This window comes from Bordetella muralis (genome assembly GCF_965139205.1).
Taxonomy (GTDB): Bacteria; Pseudomonadota; Gammaproteobacteria; order Burkholderiales; family Burkholderiaceae_B; genus Bordetella_A; species Bordetella_A muralis.
This window is the reverse complement of the sequence record NZ_CBCSIU010000005.1, coordinates 76,616-102,181: the sequence shown is the minus strand read 5'-3', so window position 1 is coordinate 102,181 and position 25,566 is coordinate 76,616. Positions and strand designations below refer to the sequence as shown.

The following is a 25,566-nucleotide window of genomic DNA, read 5'->3' as shown; positions in this document are numbered from 1 at the left end:
GCTGGCTCAGTAGCCTCGTTCCAGGTCTACCGCTACTTCCTTTGCTCTGCCCTTGCTGATTGCAGCGAAATTGAGGGCCGTTTGCTGCGCAATGACTCGGGGGGCCGTGCGCGTGGCAATATGCGGGGTGATCAGAATACGTTCATCATTCCAGAATGGATGTCCCGGCGGCAATGGTTCGATGTTGAAGGTGTCCAGTGTTACGGCGCCGACCTGGCCCTCGTCAAGTGCTGTGAGCAGGTCATCCTCGACGAGATGCGCACCGCGGCCCACATTGATCAGGTGTGCGCCACGAGGCAATTGCCGCATCAGCGCCAGATCCAGAAATCCCGCCGTTTCGCCGGTCAGCGGCAATAAGCAGATCAGAGTGTCGCAGCCACCCAGAAACTCCGCTTTTTGCGTTTCGCCATGGAATGCTTTCAGATCTGCCGGCAGGCCCGTCTTTGGCGAACGGCTCCAGCCACGCACGTCGTAGCCAATGGCAAGCAACGCCCTGGCACAGCTCAGGCCCAAGGAACCCATGCCCGCAATGCCTACGCGATGCCGCACCGGAGCAACAATGGGCTCCTCTTGCCAGCGACGGTTGGTGGCGTGCTCGATATATCGATCCATATGACGTTGCCGGTGAATCACAGCCCAACACACAAACGCGGTCATGCCGCTGCCCATTTCGGTATCGATGATGCGGCATACTGGCACAAACGGCGCCAGCGATCCGAGATCGATATGATCGATACCGGCGGCAATTGATTGCACTAGCTTCAGTCCAGAAAGCACAGCCAACTGTTCTGCTGGGGGATGCCAACATACTGCGACATCAATGTCATCACTATGGCCCGAGGCGATCAACGCCTGCAGATCGTCACCCAGATAAAGCGCCGCATCAGGAAACTGTTCGCGGTAGGCGGGCACGAGGAAATCCATCGCGAGCGTCTTGCTCAGGAAGGCAATATGGCGCGGTGCAGACGATTCTCGGACTGGACGAGTATTTTCGGATGTCATGGCATCAAATCAACCGGACAATCATGCAGCTCAAGAAACTGCGGGCGCTTCGGAATCGAATCGTTGCTCCAGCGAAGGAATGGCATCGATCAGGCTTCGTGTATAGGCATGCTTCGGCGAGCCAAAAACCTCTGCCGTAGGGCCATATTCCACGATGCGGCCTCGCTGCATGACCGCCATATGATCGCACATCTGGCTGGCGACTCTCAGATCGTGCGTAATGAACACCATGCTCAGATTAAAGCGCTGGCGTACCTCGGTAAAGAGCTTGAGGACTTGTGCTTGTACGGATACATCCAGCGCCGAGACGGGTTCGTCGGCTACGAGCAGCGAAGGCTCCATGGCGAGTGCGCGTGCAATGCCGATGCGTTGCCGCTGGCCACCTGAAAACTCATGGGGATATCGGTCAGCGGCCTCGGGCCCCAGGCCCACCAGAGCGAGCAGTTCCATGGTGCGTTTCATCGCCTCGGCCTTGGACACGCCCTGTGCGACCGGTCCGCTGGCAATGGCCGGGCCGATCCTGTGCCGGGGATTGAGCGAGGCATATGGATCTTGGAACACCATCTGAATTCTGCCGCGCGCCTGGTGACGCAGCGATTCGCCAGCGCTCAGGTGTTGACCGTCAAAAATAATATCGCCGCTGTCAAATGGCGCCAACCCTACGATGCAGCGTCCGAGTGACGATTTTCCTGAACCGGACTCTCCCACGACGCCCAAGGTTTGCCCACGTCCCAGGTCGAAGCTGATGCCCTCGGCCGCAATTACTTCACGACCGGGCTTGAAAAGGCCGCCGCCGCTGCGATAGGTCTTGTTCAGATTCTTGATCTGCAAAATGGGTGCTGCTGGCGACGGCTGCGTATCACGTACGCGGCCGTGTGGAATCGCTGCCAGCAGTTTCTGCGTATAGGGGTGTTTCGGTTGGCGCAGAACAGCGGCGGCAGGGCCGGCTTCCACGATCTCACCCATCTGCATCACGATCACATGATCGGCGATTTCGGCCACCACGCTAAAGTCGTGGGTAATGAAAAGCATCGCCATGCCGCGCCTTTCCTGCAAGGCACGCATCAGTTTCAGGATCTGAGCCTGCGTCGTGACGTCCAAAGCGGTGGTGGGTTCGTCGGCAATCAGCAGACTGGGCTCCAGCAACATGGCGATGGCGATCATCACGCGCTGGCGCTGTCCGCCAGAAAGCCGGAACGGATAAGCATTGACCAATCGTTCCGGTTCAGGCAACCCGACGTCCGCGAGCGCCGTGATGATCCGGCTGCGTTTTTCGTCCGCGTCGAGCTGTAGATGCGCGTCCAATGCCTCGCTCATTTGTTCACCGATGCGCATGACCGGGTTGAGCGCCGTCATTGGTTCCTGAAAGATCATCGCCATGCGGCTGCCGCGCAGTTCGCGCAACGCTTCTTCCGGGAGCTTTAGCAGGTCATGGCCTTCGAACAGAATTTCTCCTGCCACGGGTTCGACCTTGGGGCGGGGCAGCAGACCCATGATCGCGTTGGCGATCATGGACTTGCCCGAGCCGGATTCTCCGACGACGCACAGCGTCTGGCCGGGAGCAATCTGCAGATTGGCGTTATTTACCGCCAGCGTTCTGTCCGAGCCCAAGGGCAGCCGGATGTCCAGTCCGCGTATTGCGATGACCGGTGCCTGCCGGCTTGTTTGCTTTTGCTCGCCAGTATCGAGTGCATGTCTGGTTTGGTATGCGTGGGCATTCATCTTGTTTTCCCATCCTGACGCGCGTTGAGACCGTCGTTCAGACCTTCTCCGACGAGATTGAATGCGAGAACCGTGAGCAAAATGGCGACGCCGGGGAACACCGCCATCCACCAGGCCTGGCGCAAGACGGTACGGGCCGAGCCGATCATATAGCCCCAGCTCATCAGGTTCGGATCCCCCAATCCCATGAAACTGAGGCTGGACTCCAGCAAAATGGCTGTCGCTACCATGAGCGAGGCCATCACCACGATAGACGATGCCGCATTGGGCAGGATCTGCGTCAGGATAATGCGCGGGGTGCTCTGACCTGCCAGCTGAGCGGCCGCGACGAAGTCGCGCTGACGCAGGGTCAGGAACTCGCCCCGCACCAGCCGCGCAACGGGTGGCCAGGAAACGAGAGCGATGGCCGCGATGATGGAATACACGGAAGGCTCAAAAATCGCCACCAGCACCAGCGCCAGTGCAAAGCTGGGAACAGACTGGAACATTTCGGTAAAACGCATCAGGAACGCGTCCACCCAAGTGCCAAAGTAGCCCGATATCGCCCCGATACTGACACCGATAAGTAGTGACACCAGCGTGGATATCACGGCGATCAGCAGCGACACGCGCGCGCCGAGCACCAGGCCGGAGAAAATGTCGCGGCCCAATGTGTCAGTCCCCAATGGGAGGCTGGCGTTCTCCATCGGTGCGAGAAAGGGTTGATCGACCATATCCCAGGGACTGTTGGGGGCGATGAATGGGCCGATGCACACGAGCAGCGCGACGGTAAACAGGATGATCAGACCAACGAGCGCGCCACGGTTTCGGCAAAAGCGCTTATAGAACGTCGAGCGGTGTTTATTGCTGGCGGGCGGTGTATCCGCGGCCGAGGATGCATGAGTGGTGGCAGTCATGGAGGCTCCGGTTCAGCTCAGCTCGATGCGGGGATCGACCAGTGTGTAGACAAAGTCGGTTATCAGGTTGAACAGCACGGCAACCGCTGCGGCAACGAGAAAGCAGCCCAGCAAGAGGTTGTAATCGCGTTGCAGCAGTGAATCGAACATGAGCCGGCCAATACCGGGCCAGGCAAACACCGTTTCGGTCAACACGGCGCCACCGATGAGTCCGCCCGCCTGGATGCCGGCGAGGGTCACAATGGGCAAGAGCGCATTACGCAGAATGTGGTTGCGCTGGATACGCCCTGCGCGCACGCCCTTGGCGCGAGCCGTCTTGACGAAGTCCATCTGGGCGACCTCCAGCATTGCGGCGCGGGTCATGCGTGCATAGACGGCCATGTAAAACAGCGCGAGCGTCAGCGCGGGCAGTACCAGATGCTGGGCAATGTCCCATACGTGAGCCAGGCCTGTGGCGTTGCTTCCCACCGTGAAATAGCCAAAGCCCGGAAGCCAATTCAAATGTACCGAGAACACCAATACTGCCATCATTGCCAGCCAGTACAACGGCGTCGCATAAAACACCAGGGCGACGAAGGTGATCACGCTATCGAGCCATTTTCCGGCATGCCGGCTGGCCGTCGCACCCAAGGCTATACCGAAAATCAGCGACATGACGAAGGCCGTTCCCGTCAACAGCAGTGTCGCGGGCAGGCGCTCTGCGATCAGATCCAATACAGAGCGCTGCTGCCGGTACGAGTAACCCAGGTCAAGCTGAACAACGTGCGAAAGGTAAGTCGCCAACTGTGTGGTAACCGGCTTGTCGAGTCCGAACTGTTCGCGCAACTGGGAGACGAACTGCGGGTCGGAAGCGCCGGCTTCTCCGGCGATCACCGCGACCGGATCTCCTGGCGCCGCGCGTATGAGCATGAAATTGACGGTGGCAATGCACAGCAGAACGAGCACACCCTGCAGCACGCGGATCGTCATGTATCTGAGACGGTTCATGATTGGAGACCTGACGCTGGACAACAAGTAAAGTGCTGCGAACGCCAGCGTAGGCGGACGTCCGGCACCGGCATACAGTGAAATACTTCGTCAGCCGATCGAAGCCCGGCTCAATCCATCATTCAGGCCCACACTGGAACTGATGGGATTTTTGATTTTGGTGCGATAAAGCGTGGGAAAGTTGATCTCATGCAGCCACGCTACGGGCACCTCATCGGTCAGCAGCTGTTGTACCTCTGCGTAGGCCTTGGCACGGTCTGCGTCTGACAGAGCCTTGGCGCCCGCGTCAAAGAGTTCGTCAGCCTTGGGGTTGACGTACCCTTCGATGTTGTTGAATGGCGAGCCTTTGGCGATATTGTGGCTGGTGTACGTACGCGCGACGCCCAATGCGGGATCTGCGTATTGATAGACATAGATGATCGCCATGTCATAGTCCCACTCTGACGTACGCTGGTTCCAGCCAGCGACATCGGTACCGACGGTTTCCACCTTGATACCGGCTTGAGTGAGGTTCTGCCGGATCATTTCGGCCAGACGCTGCCATGATTCGCCATAGGGCAGGGGAAGCAGCTTTACCGTCTCGCCCTTGTAGCCAGCTTCCTTGAGCAGTGATTTCGCCTTGTCCAGGTCGTGAGGGTATTGGGTGACCTTGTCAGACGCAAATTTCACATGGCTGTTGAACGGTCCCGCCGCCGTTTTCGCAAAACCCTGCCACGCCACCTTGGTCATGGCGTCGCGGTTCATCGCGTACATGACTGCCTGGCGGAACTTTACATTGTCGAAGGGGGCTTTACGATTGTTGAGCACCAGCCAGGAATGCGGCGAATAGAACTCCCATCCCTTGGTAGTTACCGCCGCGCCAGGCAATTTGGACAGACGTGCTACGTCAAAAAATTCTACCGCGCCTCCGGGCACGATATCTACCTTGCCCGACTCGAATGCCGCTGCTCGGGATGCCGCATCGGGAACGACATGAAAGTAAAGGCTTTGCACTACGGGCTCGCCTTTCGTGTGATAGGCCTCGTTTGCGACAAGCTGGATGTAGGAGCCGCGGACCCATTCTTTGAACTTGAACGGGCCGGTGCCAATCGGATTGGCGTTGGCCGGGTTGGTGGCAAAGTCAGTGTTTTCGTAGATGTGCTTGGGCACCATGGGCATGGTCCCCGTCTCGAACATGCTGATGAATGGCCCAAAGGGATATTTGAGCTTGAACTCTACCGTCAGCGGATCCACCGCACGTACAGTATCTAGCGCGGCCAGGCCGGAGCGCAGGCGGGCGTGGGTCTTGCGCAGAAACTTGTCGACCGAAAATACCACGTCATCGGCAGTAAACGGCTTGCCATCATGCCATTTCACATCGGGTTTAAGCTTGAATGTATACGTCAACCCGTCGTCGGATCGGTTCCACGACGTGGCCAATAGTGGCTGCGGATTCAGTTTCTCGTCATATCTGAGCAGGCCCTCGTAGATATTGCCTGACACCAATTGCGTCGGTCCGTTTTGCACCAGACCCAGCATCAGTCCTGAGGGCTCGGGTTGCACCAGTACATTGATAGCGGTCTTATTCTCTTGTGCGAGCACCGATAAGGGGACTCCAGCAATGCTCAGCCCCGCGCTGGCGACTGCGTAGGAAATGAATTCTCGCCGATTGATCATGCTTTTCTCCTGTTCCTAGGAAAGCTTGTCCTGCGTCCCGGTGATAGGACGAGGAATGCCGCCAGGCAGCGCGGCGGTTTGGGGGGGCGTTGCTCAGTCGCGATAGCTGCTGTGTTCAGGCGAGCGAAGAAAACCGAGCAGTCCTTGCCACTCGCGCTCGTTCGGATCAGCGCGGCGCTGTTGATTGGGCATGACATCCGTGTCGCCGCTCTCATACTGCCGGGCAGTCAGCTCGCAGACTTCGGGTGACAGGGGGTTGATTTCTTGTCCACTGGACTGAATGGCCAGTTGTACCTTGCAGGCACGGTCCAGATTGAGCATCAGGATGAATGCCTCTGCCACCGTGCGGCCCAGTGTCAACAAGCCATGGTTACGCAGAATCATTGCCCGGGCTTTGTCGCCGAGATCCGCAACCAGATGCTCGCGTTCTTGCAAGTTCAACGCGATGCCTTCGAACTCATGGTAGGCCACGCGGTTATAGAACTGCAGTGCCCATTGATTGCATGGTTGCAATCCACACTTTAACGACGATACCGCCACGCCTGCGACGGTATGGGTGTGCGCCACGCACATCGCGTCATGGCGGGCGGCGTGCACCGCACTATGGATGGTAAATCCTGCGGGGTTGACATCGTAGGGAGTGTCTTCGATGACGCGGCCTTCGGTGTCTATTTTCACCAGCGAGCTGGCCGTGATGTCCTTGAACAGCATACCGAACGGATTAATGAAGAACTGATCCGTGCGGCCGGGCACTCGGGCCGAGATATGGGTGTAGATGCTGTCGTCCATCCCGAAATGGGCGACGAGCCGATAGGCTGCGGCCAGGTCTTCACGAACCTGCAATTCCTGCTCTATCTGGGACTTCTCCGCTCTGCGTTGAGCTTCGGTATCAGACACTGCTGGCATATAAGGCCCCTTGGCTATGTCGATTGTTATTCATCGACTGTCGTCTGTCGACAGATTGAAAAATAACAGAAAGAACAAGCCCGGGAAAGGGATGGTGACTAGGTGATTTCCTTAGGGTGGCTCGTCACTAATGCGTCGCAAACGCATGCGGCACCGATATCCCTACCGCCGTGAAGCCGCCATCCACGGCAATCACCTGTCCTGTCACGAAACTCGATGCAGCATCGTCCAATAGCCAATTAATGGTGCCGCACAGTTCATGTGCCAAGCCATAGCGGCGCAGTGCGACGGCGGTCATCCAACTCTGGCGCGTTGCTTCGGTATGGACGGCTTTGGTCAGCGGCGTTTCTATGGGGCCGGGTGCGACGGCATTGACGCGGATTCCGTATTCAGCGAATTCGACGGCCATGACTTGAGTCATGGTGAGGATCGCCCCTTTGGACGATCCATAAGCCACGCGGCCGTAATTGCCGCGCATGCCCGACACCGACGCAATGTGCACGATCGACCCTGTGCCGCGCGTTCGCATCCGCCGTGCGGCGGCGCGTGCAGTGATAAACGAGCCGACCACATTGACGTCCAGTATCCTGCGAAATGTCGTGACATCCGTGTCCAGGCAGGGAATCTCCGCCGCGATGCCGGCAGAGTTCACCAAACCCGCGATAGGGCTGAATTCCTTTTCACAGTCATCCAAGGTTTTTTCGATGCCGTGCTCGTCGGTGACATCAACAGTCGCCAGCATCAGCCGGGAGGGATCGGGTCCGTGCAGTTGTGAGCGTGCGGCCTCGATGCGCTCTGGCTGGATGTCCAGCGCCAACACGCGCCAGCCGTCGTCCAGCAGGCCCTGAGCCAACGCCAGGCCTATGCCAGAGGCGCCGCCAGTAACGACAATCGCACCGTCGTGGCTTGCTTCAGCTGTGTTCATGAATTTGCGTCTCCAATCTTATTTATGCTGATGTTGCGGGCAGGTGGCTTTAGTCCAGTGTCAGGGTCTGGTCCACAATCCATTCTTCGATGACGGCCTCGACCGTCATGCAGGCAGGATTGCGTCCACTGACAAAGGCTCCCGCATGGAATTGGCCGTTCATGTCCATGACCGTGCCTGTCACATGCGCCGACGGGGCGCCGGACTCAGTGCAGCGGATCTCTCCGTTCATGTTCAGTATCTCTATCGCGGGCCCGTCCAGCTCCAGCGTGCCGTGCGATCCGCGTTGAAAGCTGCAGTGCGCCAGACTGCCGACACTGCTGCGTACGATGGCTCGGTTCAACTTCGATTCAATAAACGTCTTTTCCAGGCTTTGTACGAGGTCTTCGTTAGGATGGATGCGTATATAAAAAATGCGGCCTGTGTGGCCCTGTTCCATGATGGTCATCTCAGGCCTCCCGGTAGCTGGGCTGAAATACCGGGGTGCGGATCTCGGGGTCTATGCCTATGACCAGATTCATGTAGCTCATCGTGTGCATGTAGGCCACGCCGTCTTCGGCCAGAATGCAATGTTCGGTCAGGAAATGGCCTCCCACCAACAGTCCCGAGTCTGCCACGGCCAGGCCGTGGCAATGGATGGCGTATCGGCCCTGGTCCGTGGTGCCGATGGTGATGCCGGCATTGACCAGCGTCGCGGGCTCATGGAAATCGAGTGGAGTGGTGTAATTCGCGACCGGCTCTACATTGGGATCGCTCACAATCAGAAAATAGCGAATATGGCTGAATGTCGCGCGACCGATGTGCAGCGATGCGGCCGTGGCGCCCGTGCAGGAGATGGTGCTGGCAACGCTGTCATATAGGCTTTCTCCGGCTCGCAGCGTGATGCGGTAGGTCTTCTGATTTTCGCCAACCATGACGTCACGCCTTGTGGGTGCAACCGGGCCGGGATGTTTCAGCAACGGGACTGCAGATGGGGTAATCATCTTTTTGCCTTCTTTGTCGAAACAAGAGCGGATAGCTCTCAGGGTTGAGAAAGAGCTCCCTGGTTCAAGAGCTCTTGGTAAACGATTTTCTTGGTGACTTTGCCATAGCCCGATTTGGGTAGTTCGGGCCAGATGACAAACCGGCGAGGGTGTTTGTAGCGCGCGATATTCGCGTCAAGCCATGCTTGAAAAGCGTATTGATCCCACTGCACGCCGTCTTTGAGCACACCGACCATGACGCCGATTTCGCCCCAAACCGGGTCCGGCACGCCGAGTACGCAGACCTCTTTGATGAGGCCTGCCGCGAGGATTTTTTCCTCTATTTCGCGCGGATAGATATTGGAGCCGCCCGAGATATACATGTCGGATTCCCGGCCGGTAATGTAGAGGTAGCCTTGGGCATCCTGGTAGCCGATATCGCCAGTGCGGAACCAGCCGTCGCGAAAAGATTTGCGATTGGCCTCCGGGTTGTTGTAATAGCCGGCAAACACAGCCGGACCGCATACGCAGATTTCTCCGGTTTGATCCGGGGGCAGGCGATTACCGTCGGCGTCCTGGATGCTGATCTCCATGCCGGTGCGTGCATAGCCGCAGGACCCCAGGCGTGTCATTGCCTGATCATCGGCCGAGTGGTCACACGGAGGCAGCACCGTGATATTGCCTGTCACTTCGCCCAAGCCAAAGTACTGCACCAGTATGGGACCGAGTTTCTCCAGTGCTTGTTTTTGGTCTGCGCGATACATGGGTGCCCCTGCATAGATGATGTAGCGCAGGGTGTCGTGGTTGTAGCGATCCACGCTTTCGTGTTCGATCATCAACTTGAGAATTGTGGGCACGGTAAAGAAATTGCTGACGCGGTGGCGTTCGATGGTGGCCCATGCCGCCTCGGGGGAAAACCTCACGTTGGTGGAGAACAGTGTGCACGCTCCACGTACCAGCTGCGTCAAAAAGTGGATGCCGGCGCCATGCGACAGCGGTGCCACGACCAGACTGCGGTCATGATGTGTGGTGCCAGGCATCAGATCGCACAGATGATTCGTCAGGACAAAGGCCATCTGCCCATGGGTCAGGACCGCGGCCTTGGGTTTACCTGTCGTGCCAGAGGTAAAGAAGAACCAGCAAGGATCATCGTAGTCCACACGTGCCGCGGGCAGGGCGGCTGATACGTCGAGATGTTGGCCAATCAACCCGTTGATGCCGGGTGTATCACTGGTGCAGGCGGTATCGGCCCTCTCCGGCGTCGGCTCGATGCTCGCTGCCAACTTGAGCCCGAGGAGGTTTTTCGCGAGCTGCGCATGGTCTGGAAATCCTGCATGGCAGATGAACGCCGACACGCCCGCGCTTTGGGCGAGATACTCGACTTCGCCGGGCGTGATACGAAAGTTCGTCGGTACCCATATGCCACCAATCCGGAATGTAGCCAGCATGACTTCGATCAGCTCGCGGCAGTTCGGTGAATGTGTGAGGATGCGGTCGCCTTTGACGAGTCCCGCTGCCAGAAACGCTCTGGCAAGGGCTTGTACGCGCTGCTCCAGTGTTTTCCAATCTGTCGTCTGCCCGTCAATGATCAGCGCGGGCTCATCGGGCAGACGCGCTGCCGCCTGGCTGAGAAAGGTGGACAGATTCATGACACGGCGCGACACCGGCATCAAGCCGCCCGCGGGCGTGCTTTGTTGCACTGCTGTCATTTCACGCGCTCCAGAATGCTGACATAGTTGGTGACTGCGGCGCCTCCCATGTTGAAAACCCCCGCTAGTCGCGCGTCTGGAATCTGCATATCGCCGGCGCTATGGGTCAGTTGCATGCAGGCCATGATGTGCATGGAAACGCCGGTCGCGCCAATCGGATGTCCCTTGGATTTCAGTCCTCCGGACGGATTGATCGGCAGTCTGCCGTCTTTTTGTGCAATCCCTTCCCGTACGACCTTGTAGCCTTCGCCGCGCGCGGCCAGGCCCATGGCCTCATATTCAAGCAATTCGGCGATCGTGAAGCAGTCATGCGTTTCGACGAAACTCAGATTATCGACGGTGGCGCCTGCAGTTTGCAGTGCTTGACGCCATGCTCGCGTCGCGCCTTCGAATGCCAGCGGATCACGCCGGCTCAACGGCAAAATATCATTGACATGTTGACGGGCACGAAAGCCGATGGCGCGGGGAAATTCGGCGGCAAGCGATTCGTCGACCAGCACAATGGCCGCTGCGCCGTCAGAAACCAGAGAGCAATCCGTGCGGCGCAATGGCGGGGCCACATAGGGGTTCTTTTCTGACACTTCATCGCAGAACGCTACCCCGAGATCCTTGCGGATCTGTGCATAGGGATTCGCAACGCCGTTGTGATGGTTCTTGGCAGCAATCATCGCCAGTTCGCGGCTGCGATCGCCGTAGCGCGCGAAATACTCGCTGGCAATCTGGCCAAATACACCGGCGAATCCACCTTGGATGTCAGCTTCTTCCTTGCGGTAACTGGCATTGAGCAGCAAGTCGCCGATCTCCGGTGTGGGGCGGGAGGTCATTTTTTCTGCGCCTACTACCAAAGCGATACGGCCGCGTCCAGACTCGATGAAGTCCATAGCGCTATATAGGGCCGCAGAACCTGTCGCGCAGGCGTTTTCCAGACGTGTGGCAGGGACGTGAGCCAGGTCGGGATCAGCAAGCGCCACCAGGGCGCCCTGGAAATCCTGCTTTTGAAATCCATTGTTCATAACCCCGACATAAATGCCGTCGACGTCCTTGCCCGTGATGCCTGCATGCTCGAGCGCGGCACCAGACACGCGCGCCATCAGGCTCTCGGTATCCGGGTCTGCGAGTTTTCCAAAAGGGATGTGGGACCATCCCGCAATTACGGCTTTAGTCATTGTGTCGTCCTCGAAGTAAGTTGATCTTTGTTCGGCCGCATTCAGGTGCGGCCCTCAAGTTGCAAATGCGCGTGGCAGTCCCTGTTCACGCAAGTGTTTTTCCAGCATGTCGGCTTCTTTCTTGAGCAGGCGATATAACAGTGCCTCGCGCTCAGGCGACATGCGGCTCTCTACTGTCGCGATGCTATAGGCGCCAATCACATTTCCGTCGGGGTCCCGCACGGCGACGCCTATGCCCCAGGATCCCTTCAGTACCATGCCCGGGTTGACGGCATAGCCTTGTGCACGGCTGCGATGCACGAGGGCTTCCAAGGCGGTACGGTCAAATTGGGAATACATCAGACGAATGTCGTCCATGTTCAGGTCCAGGCAATACGACACCTGTCCGTCATCCAGCGCGGCCAGCATGGATAGCGTGCCGCCGCCCACGCCAAGCGGATGCCGGTCTCCCGCCTGCAGTACATGTGACTTCAGCGGATAGCTGCCTTCCTCACGTATGAGGCATAGTCCATGGGCCCCTTGCCGAACGGAAAAAAACGCTGCATCGCCGCTTTCTTGTGCCAGCCGTCGAACCGGCTGGTCGACAACGTTGTGCAAGCCAAATCGCGGCGAGGCGACTAAACCCAATGCATAGCATTCGGCTCCCAAGCAATAGCGTCGAGTGTGTTCATCCTGTTGAACGAGTCCCTCGGCAATCAAGGCGGTTGTCAGCCGATGCACCGTAGATTTATTCAGTCCCGTTTGCTGACAGATAACTGACAGTCCTGTACCGCCAGTTCGGCCGCGAGCGATGCTGCGCAGCACGTTGACTGCACGATGTATTGCTTGCGTTCCCGACAAACGCGGGTCATGTAGAGCCACATTGTCTCGTTCCATAATATGAATCTATAACGTGTTTGCTCGTGTTAATTCATTATGTGCGAAATGCGGATTAACGGTACACCCTATGCCGCTCTACTATGGAATGCCCTAATCATGTTGGGTTCACAATCTGGAACTTCGTGACTATTGCGATAACTCGCTGCGTACAATCGAACGGCATCAAATAAAGATAACCACGGAGACAAACCATGCCTATTTCCCGTCGTTCGTTCATGCTGTCAACGGTTGGTGTTGCGGGTGCAGCGATGATTGGCGCACCGATTCAATCTGCGTTTGCGGCCAAGACGTATCGCTATAAATACGCCAACAATCTGCCGCCGTCGCATCCGATGAATTTGCGTGCCAAGGAGATGGCGAAGAAGATCGAGGAGGAAACCAACGGTGCGTTCAAGCTGCAAGTGTTTCCCAGCAGCCAGCTTGGTTCCGATACCGAGACATTGAATCAACTGCGCTCCGGGGCTGTCGAGTTCTTTACGCTGTCAGGTTTGATTCTCTCTACATTGGTGCCGGCCGCGGCCATCAGCGGAGTCGGTTTCGCTTTTCCCGACTACGACACCGTCTGGAAATCCATGGATGGAGAATTGGGTTCCTACATCCGCAGCGAGATCGAACGCCATAACCTGGTGGTGATGGAAAAAATCTGGGATAACGGCTTTCGCGAAATCACCACCAGCAATAGGCCCATTGCTTCACCCGACGATTTTCGCGACCTCAAAATTAGGGTGCCGGTGAGTCCGTTGTGGACCTCCATGTTCAAGGCGCTGCAGTCCTCTCCCGCTAGCATCAATTTCAACGAGGTCTACTCCGCGCTGCAGACCAAGGTTGTGGACGCGCAGGAAAATCCGTTGGCGATCATTCAAACGGCCAAACTGTTCGAGGTGCAGAAATACTGCTCGCTGACGAACCACATGTGGGACGGGTTCTGGTTCCTGGGCAACAAAGATGCCTGGCATCGTCTGCCCAAAGAGATACAGACGGTGGTGGCCAAACACATCAACGAGGCAGGGATGCAAGAGCGTGTGGATGTGCATGCGCTAAACGACGAATTGCAGAAAAAACTCACCACGGAAGGTATGCAGTTCAATACGCCGGATACGGCACCCATCCGCGCGCAACTCAAACAAGCCGGTTTCTATTCTGAATGGAAAAAGAACTTCGGCGACAAGGCATGGGCCATCTTGGAAGGCTCCGTCGGTTCATTGGCATAAAGGTGAGCCATGTTCAATCAAGCCACCATGCCTCGGCAAGCGATCGAGCCGCGCGCCGGAAAGCCCTCCGGATGGATCAAGCAGGTAGACGTTTTTCTGGGATACCTGATAGAGATTCCCGTGGCGCTGCTCGTTGTTGCCGAAGTCGTCATATTGTTTTCAGGTATCTGTGCACGGTATGTATTCAATACACCCTTGATATGGTCTGATGAGTTAGCTTCGCTGCTGTTTCTGTGGCTGGCGATGCTCGGCGCTGCCGTGGCGTTCAGGCGCGGCGAGCACATGCGCATGACGGCTTTTGTTAATCGGGCCTCCGCGTCGACGCAGGCCTTCCTGCACGTGTTCGCCATTTCGGTATCGCTGTTTTTTGTCCTGCTGGTGTTGGGGCCTAGTTACGAGGCAGTTGCAGAACAAGCCGTCATCACCACCCCCGCCATGGGGCTAAGCATGGCGTGGCGGACGGCAGCCCTGCCTACCGGTCTGACCTTCATGACGATCTTTGCGGTGTTGCGTCTGGTCGAGCTTTCCAACTGGCGGCTTGTCGGAAAAACACTGGCATTGATGGTTGTGATCGGGTTGGCGTTGTATGCGATGACGCCGTTGTTTGAGGAGCTGGGCAACTACAATCTGTTGATCTTCTTCGTTGCGCTGGTTGCGCTGGGCGTTTTTACCGGCGTGCCTATTGCCTTCTCGTTCGGCATCGCGGCCTACGCCTATTTGTCGCTGACAACGTTCATGCCCGTCACGGTCTTGGTGGGGCGTATGGACGAAGGCATGTCTCACCTGATTTTGTTGGCGGTGCCGCTGTTTGTGTTTCTGGGTTTGTTGATCGATATGACCGGGATGGCACACAGGATGGTGTCATTCCTGGCGAATCTGTTGGGCCATGTGCGAGGCGGCCTGTCGTATGTGTTGATCGGCGCCATGTATCTGGTATCAGGCATCTCTGGCGCCAAGGCCGCCGACATGGCCGCGATCGCTCCCGTGCTGTTTCCGGAAATGAAGGAAAGAGGCACCGACGAGGGAGAGCTCATTGCATTGTTGTCGGCAACCGGCGCACAGACAGAGACCGTTCCTCCCAGCCTGGTGTTGATCACTATCGGGTCTGTGACAAGTGTGTCCATCACTTCGCTGTTTATCGGTGGATTGCTGCCGAGTGCGGTGCTCGGCGTGATGTTGTGCCTGGTGGTGTGGTGGCGCAATCGTACGGTGGACTTGAAAGGCGTAACTCGTCAGTCGCCTGGCGAGGTAGTCAAGAGCCTGGTGGTCGCGCTGCCTGCGCTGGCTTTGCCTTTCGTCATTCGGGCGGCAGTCGTGGAGGGCGTCGCCACGGCCACCGAGGTATCGACTATCGGTATTGTGTATTCGTGCATCATCGGCGTCTGCGTATATCGTCAATTCGATGTGAAGCGGCTCTATCCCATTCTTATCGATACCGCGGTCTTGTCGGGCGCCATCCTCCTCATCATTGGCACGGCGACAGGCATGGCATGGGCGTTGACACAGTCGGGATTCTCGGCAGATCTGGCTGAGTTCATGGGTAGCTTGCCAGGGGGCGCACTGACCTTTATGTGCGTGTCGATTGTGACCTTTATCGTGTTGGGCAGCGTGTTGGAGGGCATTCCCGCTGTCGTGCTGCTGGGGCCACTGTTGTTTCCGATCGCCGAGGAGCTGGGCATCAACGATGTGCACTATGCCATGGTCGCTATCCTGGCCATGGGCATTGGGTTGTTCGCTCCGCCGTTCGGGGTAGGGTACTACGCAGCATGCGCCATCGGCCGTGTCGCGCCCGACAAGGGCATCAAGCCAATTGTCGGCTATCTGTGCTCGATTTTCATCGGTTTGCTGCTCGTGGCTGCGATTCCGTGGCTGTCCACGGGGTTCCTTGATAAATAGCCGTTTGCTGGCGTCAGGATGATGGTGCAGAGATAATGGACGTTGGATCGATAGCGATGAACGACAGACAATTCGCAGGGCGTGTCGCCTTGGTATTTGGGGCCGGCTCGGTGGGTGAGGGATGGGGCAATGGCAAGGCAGCGGCAGTCGCCTATGCGCGCGAAGGCGCCCATGTCGTCGCCGTGGATCTGAATTTCGAGTCGGCCAACCAGACGCGCGACATCATCGTCAATGAGGGCGGACTGGCCGAGGCGCATACGTGCGACGTCACGCAATCCGAACAACTCAGTGCGCTCGTCGACTCGATCCTTGCGACGCACGGCCGCATCGACATTCTGCACAATAACGTTGGCATGGCGATGATGGGAGGTGTCACCGATCTGTCCGAGGCACAATGGGACAGGGCGATGGACGTGAACTTGAAAAGCGCCTTTCTGGCCTGTAAATATGTGCTGCCTGTGATGCAGGCCCAAGGGCATGGCGTCATCATCAATATCTCCAGCCTCGCTGCGATCCGCTACACCGGCTATCCCTACCCGGTGTATTACGCTTCGAAAGGCGGACTGAATCAGTTCACCGTGGGCTTGGCATTGCAATACGCCAGACAGGGTATACGGGTCAATGCCATCATGCCCGGTTACATAGACACACCCCTGATCTACAAGGACATTTCCGGTCAGTACGCCAGCCGGGAAGACATGGTGAACGCGCGTAATGCCCATTGCCCCATGGGGCATATGGGGACGGCCTGGGACATCGCCCGTACGGCGGTGTTCCTGGCTTCGGATGCAGCGGCCTATATCACCGGCGTATGCCTGCCGGTCGATGGTGGAGTGCATCTGACTTGCGCATAACGACTCATCATCCTGGCATCCTGCATAGCTGATTTGCCGTTCCTCGCATAGCCTGGCCCTGGAATGTCCCCTAACATAGCGGATACTTTCAGGAGGGTCGAATGAAACTGCATTGGTCGCCACGCTCGCCGTTTGTACGCAAAGTCATGATCGTGCTGTACGAAGCCGGCATAGAACATCAGGTGACATGCGTACGCACGCCTGTCGCGATGGACAAACCCAATCTGGATCTGATGCCTGACAATCCGCTGAGCAAATTGCCGACATTGGTGCTGGATGATGGAACGGCCATTTACGACTCGCGTGTGATTTGCGCGTATCTGGATGGCGTGGCAGGAGCGGGGTTGTTGCCCGCTGAGCCCAGGGCACGTTTGATTGCCGAACGCCGTCAGGCATTGGGTGACGGGTTTCTCGATACGTTGTTGTTGTATCGCCAGGAGCGCAATAAACCTCAGGAGCGGCAGACGCCAGCATGGCTGAGCGCCTTCGGCTTGAAGGCGAAGGCGGTCGTGGCCGCGTTGGAAAAAGAGGCTCCCGAGCTGGAGACAACCCCTTTTGACCTGGGCTTGATCTCGATAGGCTGTGCGCTGTCGTACCTGGACTATCGATTTGCCGATCTGCCGTGGCGCGATGGTCATCCGGCGTTGGCGGCATGGCATCTTCGTTTCAACGAGCGGCCCTCTGTGGTCCGCAGCCAACCAGACGATGCCGCAGCATGAGTGCCGGCATAGCCAGGAGAATTTCGTGAGCCGTATTCCATTTCCCTCGCCCGACACGATGAACGAGGCGCAGCGTAGCGTCTACGAACGTATCGTGTCCGGGCCTCGAGGCCGATTGGTGGGGCCGCTGCGCGCCGCGCTGCACAACCCTGAGTTGGCGGAACGCTGGCAGGCCTTTGGCGCCTTGCTGCGATTCGGGACCAGCCTGCCACCCCGAGTGAGCGAGTTGGCCATCGTCGTCACTGCACGGCGTTGGAATAGCCAGATCGAATGGCATATCCATGCACAGGCTGCGCTGGACGCCGGCATCGATGCTCGTGTCCTGGATGCCATCCGGGAACGACGCGTCCCGGAATTCGAAACGGCCGCCGATGAAATCGTCTACGAATATACCCGGCAACTGCAGGAAACCAGTCGCGTGGAATCGGCTCTGCACGCAAAGGCAGTTGGTCAATGGGGTGTCGCGGGCGTGGTGGAGCTGACAGCCGTCATTGGCTACTACACGCTGGTATCGATGACCCTGAACGCCCATGAAATACCCATGCCAGACGAGGCGCCAGAGCCTTTGGACGTGCCGCTCGAATCTGGCCAACCGAGCCTGAGCACGTTGCCGACGATCGCGAATCGGGATAAACCATGACGATCGAATCGCAGGCGATCTCGTACGTTCCCGAGACCATTGAAACGCCTCGCATGCCCGGCCGACCGCGCCATGTACTGCCAGCGCAGGCGTGCGACGCGCATTGCCATGTGTTTGGTCCGTATGACCGATTCCCATTGCAGCATGCGTCATCGTACGCTGCACCGGACGCATCCGCCGAGCGTTACCTGATGATGTTGGACACATTGGGGGCGCAGCGGGGTGTGCTGGTTCAGCCAGCGCCTTACGGCACGAATCCCGCTGCACTGCTGGACGCCCTCGCGCAAGGCCAGGGGCGGTTGCGAGGGGCCGCTGTCGCGGATGCCAGCGTCAGCGATGCCGAGCTTCAAGCGATGGCCGACGCAGGGGTACGGGCACTGCGCTTTGTCGAGGCGAGAGACCCGGCTGGCCGGTTGTTTCCCGGCAGCATAGGTTTTGAACAGGTGGCAGTACTCGCTCCGCGTATGAAGCAGTTCGGCTTGCATGCTCAGCTATGGGGGCCTAGTGATGTCTATGCGCAGCATCTGCCGTCTCTTGCGCGGCTGGACTTGCCGCTGGCGATCGACCATATGGGCAGCCTGACGCCGGCACGCGGCTATACCGACGAGGTGTTTGAACTGCTATGCGCGCAACTGGCCGAGGGAACGATCTGGATGAAATTGAGCGTGTGCCGGGTTGGGACAGCGCCTGGGTATGCCGATGTCAAACCGCTGCACGACGCATTTGTCGCTGCGAATCCGGATCAGGTCGTGTGGGGATCGGATTGGCCGTACGTGCGCATGGGTGCGAATGCGCCAGCTGCTGACGCGCTGATTGATCTGGCGTGGGACTGGCTGGGAACCGATGCGCTGCGTCAGAAGGTATGGGTAGACAATCCGGCGCGCCTGTACGGGTTTTAATCTTGTCGCTGTGGCGCGTCCGCCTGCGGGCTGGCGTGCCAAATTCCCTCATCACCGATTTCCTGCACCAATGCCTCGATTTGATCGGCGACCTCTTTGACCGTGCGGCCAGGGCCCTTGCTGCGAGCGTAAGCCATGGAAATAATCCGCCCCATGGTCGGGTTGCGCAGTGCAGCGACGCTGAGCCTTCCTTCGTGCACCTCCTGCCATACCGCGTGCAGTGGCAGGACCGTGTACATGTTTTCGTGTTCCACGATGGACTTCATCAAGGGCAGCGAATCGGCCTCGATCAGCGGTGAAATAGTGATCTTGCGTGCTCGCGCCAGGCCATCCAGCGTATTTCGCAAACCATTCGGCGCACCCGGCAAAATGAACGGCAGACCGTCCAGCGTATCGAAATCGATCTCAGCGGATTGCGTGAGAGGATCGTTCGCCGCGCCAATCAAATACGAGTCCACATAGGCCAGCGCCGTCTCCCCAGGCGGGCATTTTTCCGCATAACGATACAGGATCGCGATATCCACCCGGCTATCGGTGAGCCATTCTTCGATCTGTCCACTGGAACCCTCGAATATCCTCAGATGGACTTTAGGAAACTGTTTACGCAAACGTGAGAACAGCCTGCGTATCATCGGGTGTGCGGTCGATGGCAGCAGGCCCAGCCTGACCTCGCCAGCGGGTTCGCGAGCCTGGCCGTTGACCTCGAGCTCCAGGCGTTCGGCATCATCCAATAGTGTCCGAACGAGCGGAAAGAGCCGTTGCCCGACCTCCGACAGATGCACGCCGCGGCCGGTACGATTGAACAGGCGCGCATTACACTCGCGCTCGAGCGCGTTGATACGGCGGCTGAGCACGGACTGGTCTTGATCGAGATGCAAGGCGGCCCGTGTGATGCTGCCTAGTTCCGCAATGGCGATGAAAGCACGCCATTTATGCAGGTCGGCAGTCAGGTCCAGACTGGGGCTAGTGGCTTTGACAGAGGGCATGGTCGTTCGCAGAGCAGGGGGCGATCACACTATACGGCAGCACGCGGCGGGGCGCAGCCTCAATAGTGTGTGCCCTCGTTATCAGGACAGTTTCTTTACTGCAGTCCCAATTTGCCTCGGCGGATGACGTCCCCCCATTTCTTTGACTCGGCCTCCATGAGCGAGCGGTATTCGTCCGGCGTGGTGGCTGCCGGCACGGCGCCCTGATCGATCATCTTGCGATGCAGCTCGGGATCGGCAAGTGATTCGGCAATCGCCGAGGCCATTTTGTTCACAATATCCGGGGGCGTACCGGTCGGGGCAATGACACCATAGTTCGATTCGACCTGTACGCCGGGAAATCCCAGTTCCTTGGTCGTAGGGATATCGGGCAGCCCCTCAAAGCGTTCGGTGCTGCCGACAGACAGTGCGCGCAATTTTCCGGCCTTGATGAACCCCAGCACTGCCGAAGCATCGCCAAGGAACAATTGCACCTCGTTGGACAGCAGCGCCGTGACGGCTGGCGCGGCGCCTTTGTACGGAATATGCGCGATATCGATTCCCGTCTGTTGCTTCAGCAATTCCACCCCCAGGTGTGGCGTGGTCACATTACCTGCCGAGCCGTAATTGTATTTCCCGGGATGCTGTTTCGCGACATCGACAAAGGCAGGCAAGGATGTTTCCGGCAATGCGGGGTTGACCACGAACACCATGGGAATACGCGCGACGAGCGACACGTACTGGATCTTGGACACATCGTAGGGCACCTTCATCACGTGCGGTAATCCCGATATCGCGCCTGGGACGCCGAATCCAAACGTCGATCCATCCGGTGTGGCGCGTACCGTGGCGTCTACGCCGATGGTGCCCGACGCGCCCGCCTTGTTTTCTACAACAACGGTTTGGCCCAATTTTTTGCCCAGGGTAGGAGCCAGTACCCGTGCAAGGCTATCGACCGAGCCGCCAGGCGGATAGGGCACGATCAGGCGTATCGGTTGATTGGGCCAGGCTTGAGCCGCCAGTGCGGCAATGGGTTGTGCTGCACCTAGTGCCAGGGCAAAGGCGGCGGCCAGGATGGCGCGAGTGTTTTTCAAGAATGTCTCCTTGTGGCGCGATGGTTGCGCGAGTTATGCCACGTCCAAACCCAGAACCTGTTTGGCGTAGATATTGCGTTGTATTTCGTTGGTGCCGCTGAAAATAGTGGCCGCCATGGCGTTGATATACGGAGCCAGTGCGTACACTGTTCCAGGTGCCTCTTCGATCGCCGCGCCGCCATACTCTTCGGTGGCTTGAATCAACAGCGCGCCCAGACGCTCGTGCGTTTCAGTGGCCCAGATTTTTAGTAACGACAGTTCGGGTGGCAACGGCTGGCCGGCACGAGCCATGTCGGCAAAGACCTCGTACATCGCAGTCAAATCAGCCGCATCCATGCGCAGTTCGGCCAAGCGGTCGCAAAAGGCGGGATCCGTCAGCAAGCCTCGCTGGCGTGCGAGCTGGAATATCTGCTGCAACGTGTGATTGGCATGCTTGGGGCTGCCGCTGAACAAGCGTTCAAAACCGAGCAGGGCCTTGGCAATGGTCCAGCCGGCGTTCAACTCGCCCACTATGTTGCTGCGTGGGACGCGGACTTGGTCAAAGAACACCTCGCAAAATTCTTCGTGGCCCGCCAGTGTCCGGATCGGGCGGCGGGTGACGCCCGGTGTGCGCAGATCGACCAGCAGGAAACTGATGCCCGCCTGTTTTTTGACTGTCTTGTCGGTACGTACCAACATGAACATATGCGAGGCATCCTGAGCCAAGGTAGACCAGGTTTTCTGCCCGGTGACAATCAGATCGTCGCCGTCAATGACAGCCTCGCAGCGGACTGCCGCCAGATCCGAGCCCGCGTTAGGCTCTGAATATCCCTGGGCCCAGACATCTTCGCCTGACAGGATGCCGGGCAGAAATCGGTCGCGCTGTGCCTGAGTGCCGTAGCGAAACAGGATGGGCCCCAGCATGACCAGGCCTTGATCCGGGGCGCGTGCTACGCCGTAGCGTTCGGCTTCTTCGATGTAGGCGATCAACCGCGACGGAGACAAGGCCATGCCGCCGTGTTCCAGCGGCCAGGACGGTGCGATCCAGCCCTGGCGGGAAAGCGTGAAATACCAGTCTTTGATTTCACTCCAATGCAACCGCCGCGCCACATGGCGCAAGTGCGACGGGTAATGGCGCCGGAAAAAACGCTGAAGCAGGGCGCGAAACTCGTCCTCCGGCATTGTGTTCCAGTCGGCATGACGGGGAAAGGACTCGTTCGCGACCGGGGCCTCGTGATCGTCTTCATCCGTTTGTGGGGGAATAGGCGTCAACGCTTGAAACCGCTGCCGATGTGCCGTGGCGTTGCCCAGCCACGAGGCCAGATGCAAAGCGTTGTTGAAATACAGACTGACGTCGCATTCGTCGGTGTATCCGATGGCACCATGCAATTGCACTGCTTGACGCCCGGCTTGCACTCCGGCTTTGGCGGCGCGTGCTTTTACTCGGCTGGCAGTCGCGCGGACGGCAGCGCGATCACCTTGCTCGAGGTTATTCAGCGCATTCAACAGGCTCTTTGCCGCCAACTCGACCTGCAGCGTGGTATCAACGAGCCGGTGTTGCAAGGCTTGGAACGAGGATAACGATTTGCCAAATTGCTGACGCGTATTCAGATAGGCGACCGTGTCCGCCAATACCTGACGAGCCGCGCCTATCAATTCGGCAGATTGCATGAGACGGCTCAGGTCCAGTGCAGTGTCAATCGCGTCTGCCACGTTATGCCGGGCAATCAATGCTTCAGGAGGTACCGCGACGGACTCCAGTACCAGATGGCAGGCCCGGCTGCCGTCTGCACGCGTATAGGGGTGGACGTGCACGCCGGGGGTTCGGGCTGCAACGTAAAACAAGGCGAGCCCTTGTTCTCCGTCGGCGGACACGAGCCAGCCGTCAACATCGTTGCCTGGAATGACGTGGCGTTTTTCGCCATTGAGCACATAGGTGTTCTCGAGCCAGGTGACATTGACGCCAAACGCGCCTGCGGCGTCTTCGGTCTCCAGCTGGCCGTCGGTTTCCTGCCATGCGAGTGCGACGATACGTTCACCGGCGCAGATATCCTGTATCAGAGATTCGCGGAGATGCGCGCCCTGCGGGTCGTCCAGGCGGGACAGGACAGCAGCAGGCAGTATGGCAGCGCCGATCAGGGGTTCGGGCAGCTGGGCTCGACCAGTTTCCTCCATCACGGTTGCCATGGCATGCCAGCCTAAACCCAACCCTCCATGTTGTTCGGGCACTGCCAGCCCCAGCCAGCCGACATCCGCGATGGCACGCCAGTAGTCCCGGTCGAGCGGCGCATGCAGACGTTTGCGCTTCTTTTGATCCAGCCGTTGCAGAAAGTCTCGTGCGCTATCGCGAATTTCTTCGATCAGAGAGGGATCGGGGCAGGTCATACGATGCCGTCCTGTTGTAGTTGCGCGATTTCTTGTGCGGTGAGTCCCAATTCATCGGTCAGGACCTCGGCCGTGTGTTCTCCCAGCAAGGGAGGCGGCCGGTCCGTTGTCACTGGCGTGCCCGAAAAATGAATGGGGTTGCGAATGAAAGGCATGGACCCCAGGCTGGGATGCGGCATCTGTCCCAATACCTGTCTATGCTTGACTTGAGGGTCTTCGAATACTTGATCCATCGTATAGATCGGCCCGCACGGCACCTTGGCCTGTTCCAGCGCGATGATCCAATCACCGACTTTTCTCGTGAGCATGGCCGGTTCTATCAGGCTGGACAGTTCGATCTGTTTCGCTGCGCGCTTTGGATTGGTGACAAAGCGCGGATCGTTGGCCAACTCAGGTAGGCCGATTACGTTGCAGAAACTCTGAAACTGGGTGTCATTGCCAACCGCCACCATGAGATGTCCATCTGCGCAGGCAAAAGCCCTGAACGGCGCCGTGATTTGGGAAGACGACCCCGTACGCATAGGCAACTCGCCCGTCGCCAGATAGTTCATGCCGATATGCGACATGGCCGCGATCTGGGCGTCCAGCAGCGCCAGGTCGATGTGCTGTCCACGGCCGGAATGCTGGTCGCGATGATGCAGGGCGGCCAACATGGCGCACACGGCGTAGAACCCCGCAGTCAGGTCGGATACCGAATAGCCTGCTTTGACGGGGCCGGCGCCCGGTTCGCCGTCGGGGACGCCGGTGACGCTCATCAAGCCACTCATCGATTGAAAGATCGGGTCGTATCCGGGCATATGGCTATAGGGACCGTCCTGTCCGAATCCCGTAATCGAGCAATAGACGAGCCGCGGATTCAGTTCCGATAACGCTGCATAGTCCAGGCCATAGCGCCGCAAATCGCCGGCCTTGAAGTTCTCAATCAGAATGTCCGCTTTCTGCGCCAGGCGGCGAACCAAGTCTTGGCCTTGCGGGCGCGAAATATCGATGGTCAGCGATTGCTTGCCCCGGTTCATGGCCACAAACGACGAAGTTTCACTGCTGGGGGCGCCATCAGGACCTGGCATCTTGTAGCCCTGATGGCGCACGTCGTCACCGCGGCCAGGGCGTTCGACCTTGATGACATGCGCACCGAAATCCGCCAGCATCTGGGCAGCCCAGGGGCCGGAAAACACACGGCTCAGATCCAATACCTTTACGCCGTCCAGCGCTCCTGACATGAATGTCTCCTTGTTTGTTGGAATCGTGGCGGGCAGGGCCCTAAACAGGCTTTTTGCCTCGTTACGGTGCCCGCTCTTGGCGAGCGGATCGGATGACTTATCGACCTTGGAAAACCGGGGGGCGTTTTTCCAGAAAGGCGCGCCGCGCTTCTTGTGCGTCTTCCGTCTTTGCAATGGCGGCCGTCATGTCCTGTTCGTAGCGATAACCATCGCGCAGGCTCATTTCCTCGATGGCATTGAGCGTTTGTTTCGCCAGCACCGAGGCGAGCGGGCTCTTGGAGGCGAGCTCGCGCGCCAATGTCATGGCCTCGTCCATCAGCGTGTCGGACGGCACGGCAGCCTCGACAATGCCCAACCGGTATAGCTCGTTTCCATCGACTCGCAGTCCCGTCAGCATCATGCGGCGCAGCCGTGAGTGGCTGAACAAGCGCATGCCGTGACGGCCGCCGCCCAACAGCCCGACATTGATTTCCGGCAGGCCTACCGTGGCAGTCGTCGCGGCAATCAGGATGTCGCAAGAGGCCACGATCGCCAGGCCGGCACCCAGGGCTGGGCCATTGATGGCTGCGATGACCGGTTTGGCGCATTCCCGGATGGCGTGAAAACACTCTCGCGTCCTGCGCGAGTGCTGGGGCAGGTCGCCCGGTCCTTTGATCGTGGCGGCACGGTTCTTCAAATCGGCGCCGGCGCAGAACGTCTTGCCTTGCCCCGATAGCACCACCGCTCTGACCTCTGGCGTCTCGGAGATGCGGTCCAGCACCCACGACAGTTCGTTCATCATCTCTGTCGAGAGCGCATTGACGGGCGGATTGGCCAGCAGAATCACGGCGACACCGTCGTCCAGCGTGACATCCAGGGCGGTATAGGGGCCTTGCAGAGCGGGGGGCATAGTCA

Annotated in this window: 23 protein-coding genes; 6 read left to right on the top strand and 17 right to left on the bottom strand. The window is 58.5% G+C overall.

Annotated elements, in window-relative coordinates; all coding sequences use genetic code 11:
• Nucleotides 1–6: 6 nt before the first annotated feature.
• The 12 genes from ACNA0I_RS10210 to ACNA0I_RS10155 form a co-directional block, all read right to left on the bottom strand.
• A complete protein-coding gene (locus tag ACNA0I_RS10210; protein ID WP_415805891.1) occupies nt 7–1,002 on the bottom strand; it encodes a 2-hydroxyacid dehydrogenase in 996 nt (331 codons plus the stop codon).
• Between the two features lie 30 nt (nt 1,003–1,032).
• The gene (locus ACNA0I_RS10205; RefSeq protein WP_415805890.1) at nt 1,033–2,724 is read right to left on the bottom strand and encodes an ABC transporter ATP-binding protein; all 1,692 of its coding nucleotides are present in this window, start codon (nt 2,722–2,724) and stop codon (nt 1,033–1,035) included.
• Entirely contained in the window at nt 2,721–3,620 is a 900-nt protein-coding gene (locus ACNA0I_RS10200; RefSeq protein WP_415805889.1) for an ABC transporter permease, read from the bottom strand. Before ACNA0I_RS10200 ends, ACNA0I_RS10205 begins: the two co-directional genes overlap by 4 nt.
• A 12-nt stretch (nt 3,621–3,632) precedes the next feature.
• On the bottom strand, nt 3,633–4,607 hold the full coding sequence (locus ACNA0I_RS10195) for an ABC transporter permease (protein ID WP_415805888.1): 975 nt from the start codon (nt 4,605–4,607) through the stop codon (nt 3,633–3,635).
• Nucleotides 4,608–4,697: 90 nt separating this feature from the next.
• Nucleotides 4,698–6,260 carry an ABC transporter substrate-binding protein gene (locus ACNA0I_RS10190; protein WP_415806032.1) on the bottom strand — a complete coding sequence of 521 codons (1,563 nt, stop codon included), beginning with the start codon at nt 6,258–6,260 and terminating at the stop codon, nt 4,698–4,700.
• A gap of 96 nt (nt 6,261–6,356) precedes the next feature.
• Complete coding sequence (locus ACNA0I_RS10185; protein WP_415805887.1) at nt 6,357–7,169, bottom strand: class II aldolase/adducin family protein; 813 nt, start codon at nt 7,167–7,169, stop codon at nt 6,357–6,359.
• 127 nt (nt 7,170–7,296) lie between these two features.
• Nucleotides 7,297–8,094 carry an SDR family NAD(P)-dependent oxidoreductase gene (locus ACNA0I_RS10180; RefSeq protein WP_415805886.1) on the bottom strand — a complete coding sequence of 266 codons (798 nt, stop codon included), beginning with the start codon at nt 8,092–8,094 and terminating at the stop codon, nt 7,297–7,299.
• A gap of 49 nt (nt 8,095–8,143) precedes the next feature.
• Nucleotides 8,144–8,542: a PPC domain-containing DNA-binding protein gene (locus tag ACNA0I_RS10175; RefSeq protein ID WP_415805885.1), complete on the bottom strand. Its 399-nt coding sequence runs from the start codon at nt 8,540–8,542 to the stop codon at nt 8,144–8,146.
• Nucleotide 8,543: 1 nt separating this feature from the next.
• Nucleotides 8,544–9,077 carry a PPC domain-containing DNA-binding protein gene (locus tag ACNA0I_RS10170; protein ID WP_415805884.1) on the bottom strand — a complete coding sequence of 178 codons (534 nt, stop codon included), beginning with the start codon at nt 9,075–9,077 and terminating at the stop codon, nt 8,544–8,546.
• A 38-nt stretch (nt 9,078–9,115) separates the two neighbouring features.
• Complete coding sequence (locus tag ACNA0I_RS10165) at nt 9,116–10,765, bottom strand: acyl-CoA synthetase (protein WP_415805883.1); 1,650 nt, start codon at nt 10,763–10,765, stop codon at nt 9,116–9,118.
• Nucleotides 10,762–11,931, bottom strand: a complete 1,170-nt coding sequence (locus ACNA0I_RS10160) for an acetyl-CoA acetyltransferase (RefSeq protein ID WP_415805882.1) — start codon at nt 11,929–11,931, stop codon at nt 10,762–10,764. Before ACNA0I_RS10160 ends, ACNA0I_RS10165 begins: the two co-directional genes overlap by 4 nt.
• Before the next feature lie 54 nt (nt 11,932–11,985).
• Nucleotides 11,986–12,807: an IclR family transcriptional regulator gene (locus ACNA0I_RS10155; protein WP_415805881.1), complete on the bottom strand. Its 822-nt coding sequence runs from the start codon at nt 12,805–12,807 to the stop codon at nt 11,986–11,988.
• A gap of 194 nt (nt 12,808–13,001) precedes the next feature.
• Here ACNA0I_RS10155 and ACNA0I_RS10150 point away from each other — a divergent pair, with 194 nt between their 5' ends.
• From ACNA0I_RS10150 to ACNA0I_RS10125, 6 genes are all read left to right on the top strand, one after another.
• Complete coding sequence (locus ACNA0I_RS10150) at nt 13,002–14,021, top strand: TRAP transporter substrate-binding protein (RefSeq protein ID WP_415805880.1); 1,020 nt, start codon at nt 13,002–13,004, stop codon at nt 14,019–14,021.
• Between the two features lie 9 nt (nt 14,022–14,030).
• Complete coding sequence (locus tag ACNA0I_RS10145; protein ID WP_415805879.1) at nt 14,031–15,917, top strand: TRAP transporter large permease; 1,887 nt, start codon at nt 14,031–14,033, stop codon at nt 15,915–15,917.
• Between the two features lie 56 nt (nt 15,918–15,973).
• Nucleotides 15,974–16,771: an SDR family NAD(P)-dependent oxidoreductase gene (locus tag ACNA0I_RS10140; RefSeq protein WP_415805878.1), complete on the top strand. Its 798-nt coding sequence runs from the start codon at nt 15,974–15,976 to the stop codon at nt 16,769–16,771.
• Nucleotides 16,772–16,872: 101 nt separating this feature from the next.
• A complete protein-coding gene (locus tag ACNA0I_RS10135; protein ID WP_415805877.1) occupies nt 16,873–17,490 on the top strand; it encodes a glutathione S-transferase family protein in 618 nt (205 codons plus the stop codon).
• Between the two features lie 25 nt (nt 17,491–17,515).
• Nucleotides 17,516–18,130 (top strand): carboxymuconolactone decarboxylase family protein, encoded by a 615-nt coding sequence (locus ACNA0I_RS10130; protein ID WP_415805876.1) that lies wholly within the window; start codon nt 17,516–17,518, stop codon nt 18,128–18,130.
• The gene (locus ACNA0I_RS10125; protein WP_415805875.1) at nt 18,127–19,029 is read left to right on the top strand and encodes an amidohydrolase family protein; all 903 of its coding nucleotides are present in this window, start codon (nt 18,127–18,129) and stop codon (nt 19,027–19,029) included. Before ACNA0I_RS10130 ends, ACNA0I_RS10125 begins: the two co-directional genes overlap by 4 nt.
• Here ACNA0I_RS10125 and ACNA0I_RS10120 read toward each other — a convergent pair.
• The 5 genes from ACNA0I_RS10120 to ACNA0I_RS10100 all read right to left on the bottom strand — a co-directional run bounded on the left by ACNA0I_RS10120 (nt 19,026) and on the right by ACNA0I_RS10100 (nt 25,561).
• A complete protein-coding gene (locus tag ACNA0I_RS10120; protein ID WP_415805874.1) occupies nt 19,026–20,015 on the bottom strand; it encodes a LysR family transcriptional regulator in 990 nt (329 codons plus the stop codon). The genes ACNA0I_RS10125 and ACNA0I_RS10120 overlap by 4 nt on opposite strands.
• Nucleotides 20,016–20,110: 95 nt before the next feature.
• Nucleotides 20,111–21,088, bottom strand: a complete 978-nt coding sequence (locus ACNA0I_RS10115) for a Bug family tripartite tricarboxylate transporter substrate binding protein (protein WP_415805873.1) — start codon at nt 21,086–21,088, stop codon at nt 20,111–20,113.
• Nucleotides 21,089–21,121: 33 nt separating this feature from the next.
• Nucleotides 21,122–23,452, bottom strand: coding sequence for an acyl-CoA dehydrogenase (locus ACNA0I_RS10110; RefSeq protein WP_415805872.1), 2,331 nt, complete (start codon nt 23,450–23,452; stop codon nt 21,122–21,124).
• Nucleotides 23,449–24,672, bottom strand: coding sequence for a CaiB/BaiF CoA transferase family protein (locus tag ACNA0I_RS10105; RefSeq protein ID WP_415805871.1), 1,224 nt, complete (start codon nt 24,670–24,672; stop codon nt 23,449–23,451). Before ACNA0I_RS10105 ends, ACNA0I_RS10110 begins: the two co-directional genes overlap by 4 nt.
• Before the next feature lie 97 nt (nt 24,673–24,769).
• A complete protein-coding gene (locus ACNA0I_RS10100) occupies nt 24,770–25,561 on the bottom strand; it encodes an enoyl-CoA hydratase/isomerase family protein (RefSeq protein WP_415806031.1) in 792 nt (263 codons plus the stop codon).
• Nucleotides 25,562–25,566 lie beyond the last annotated feature (5 nt).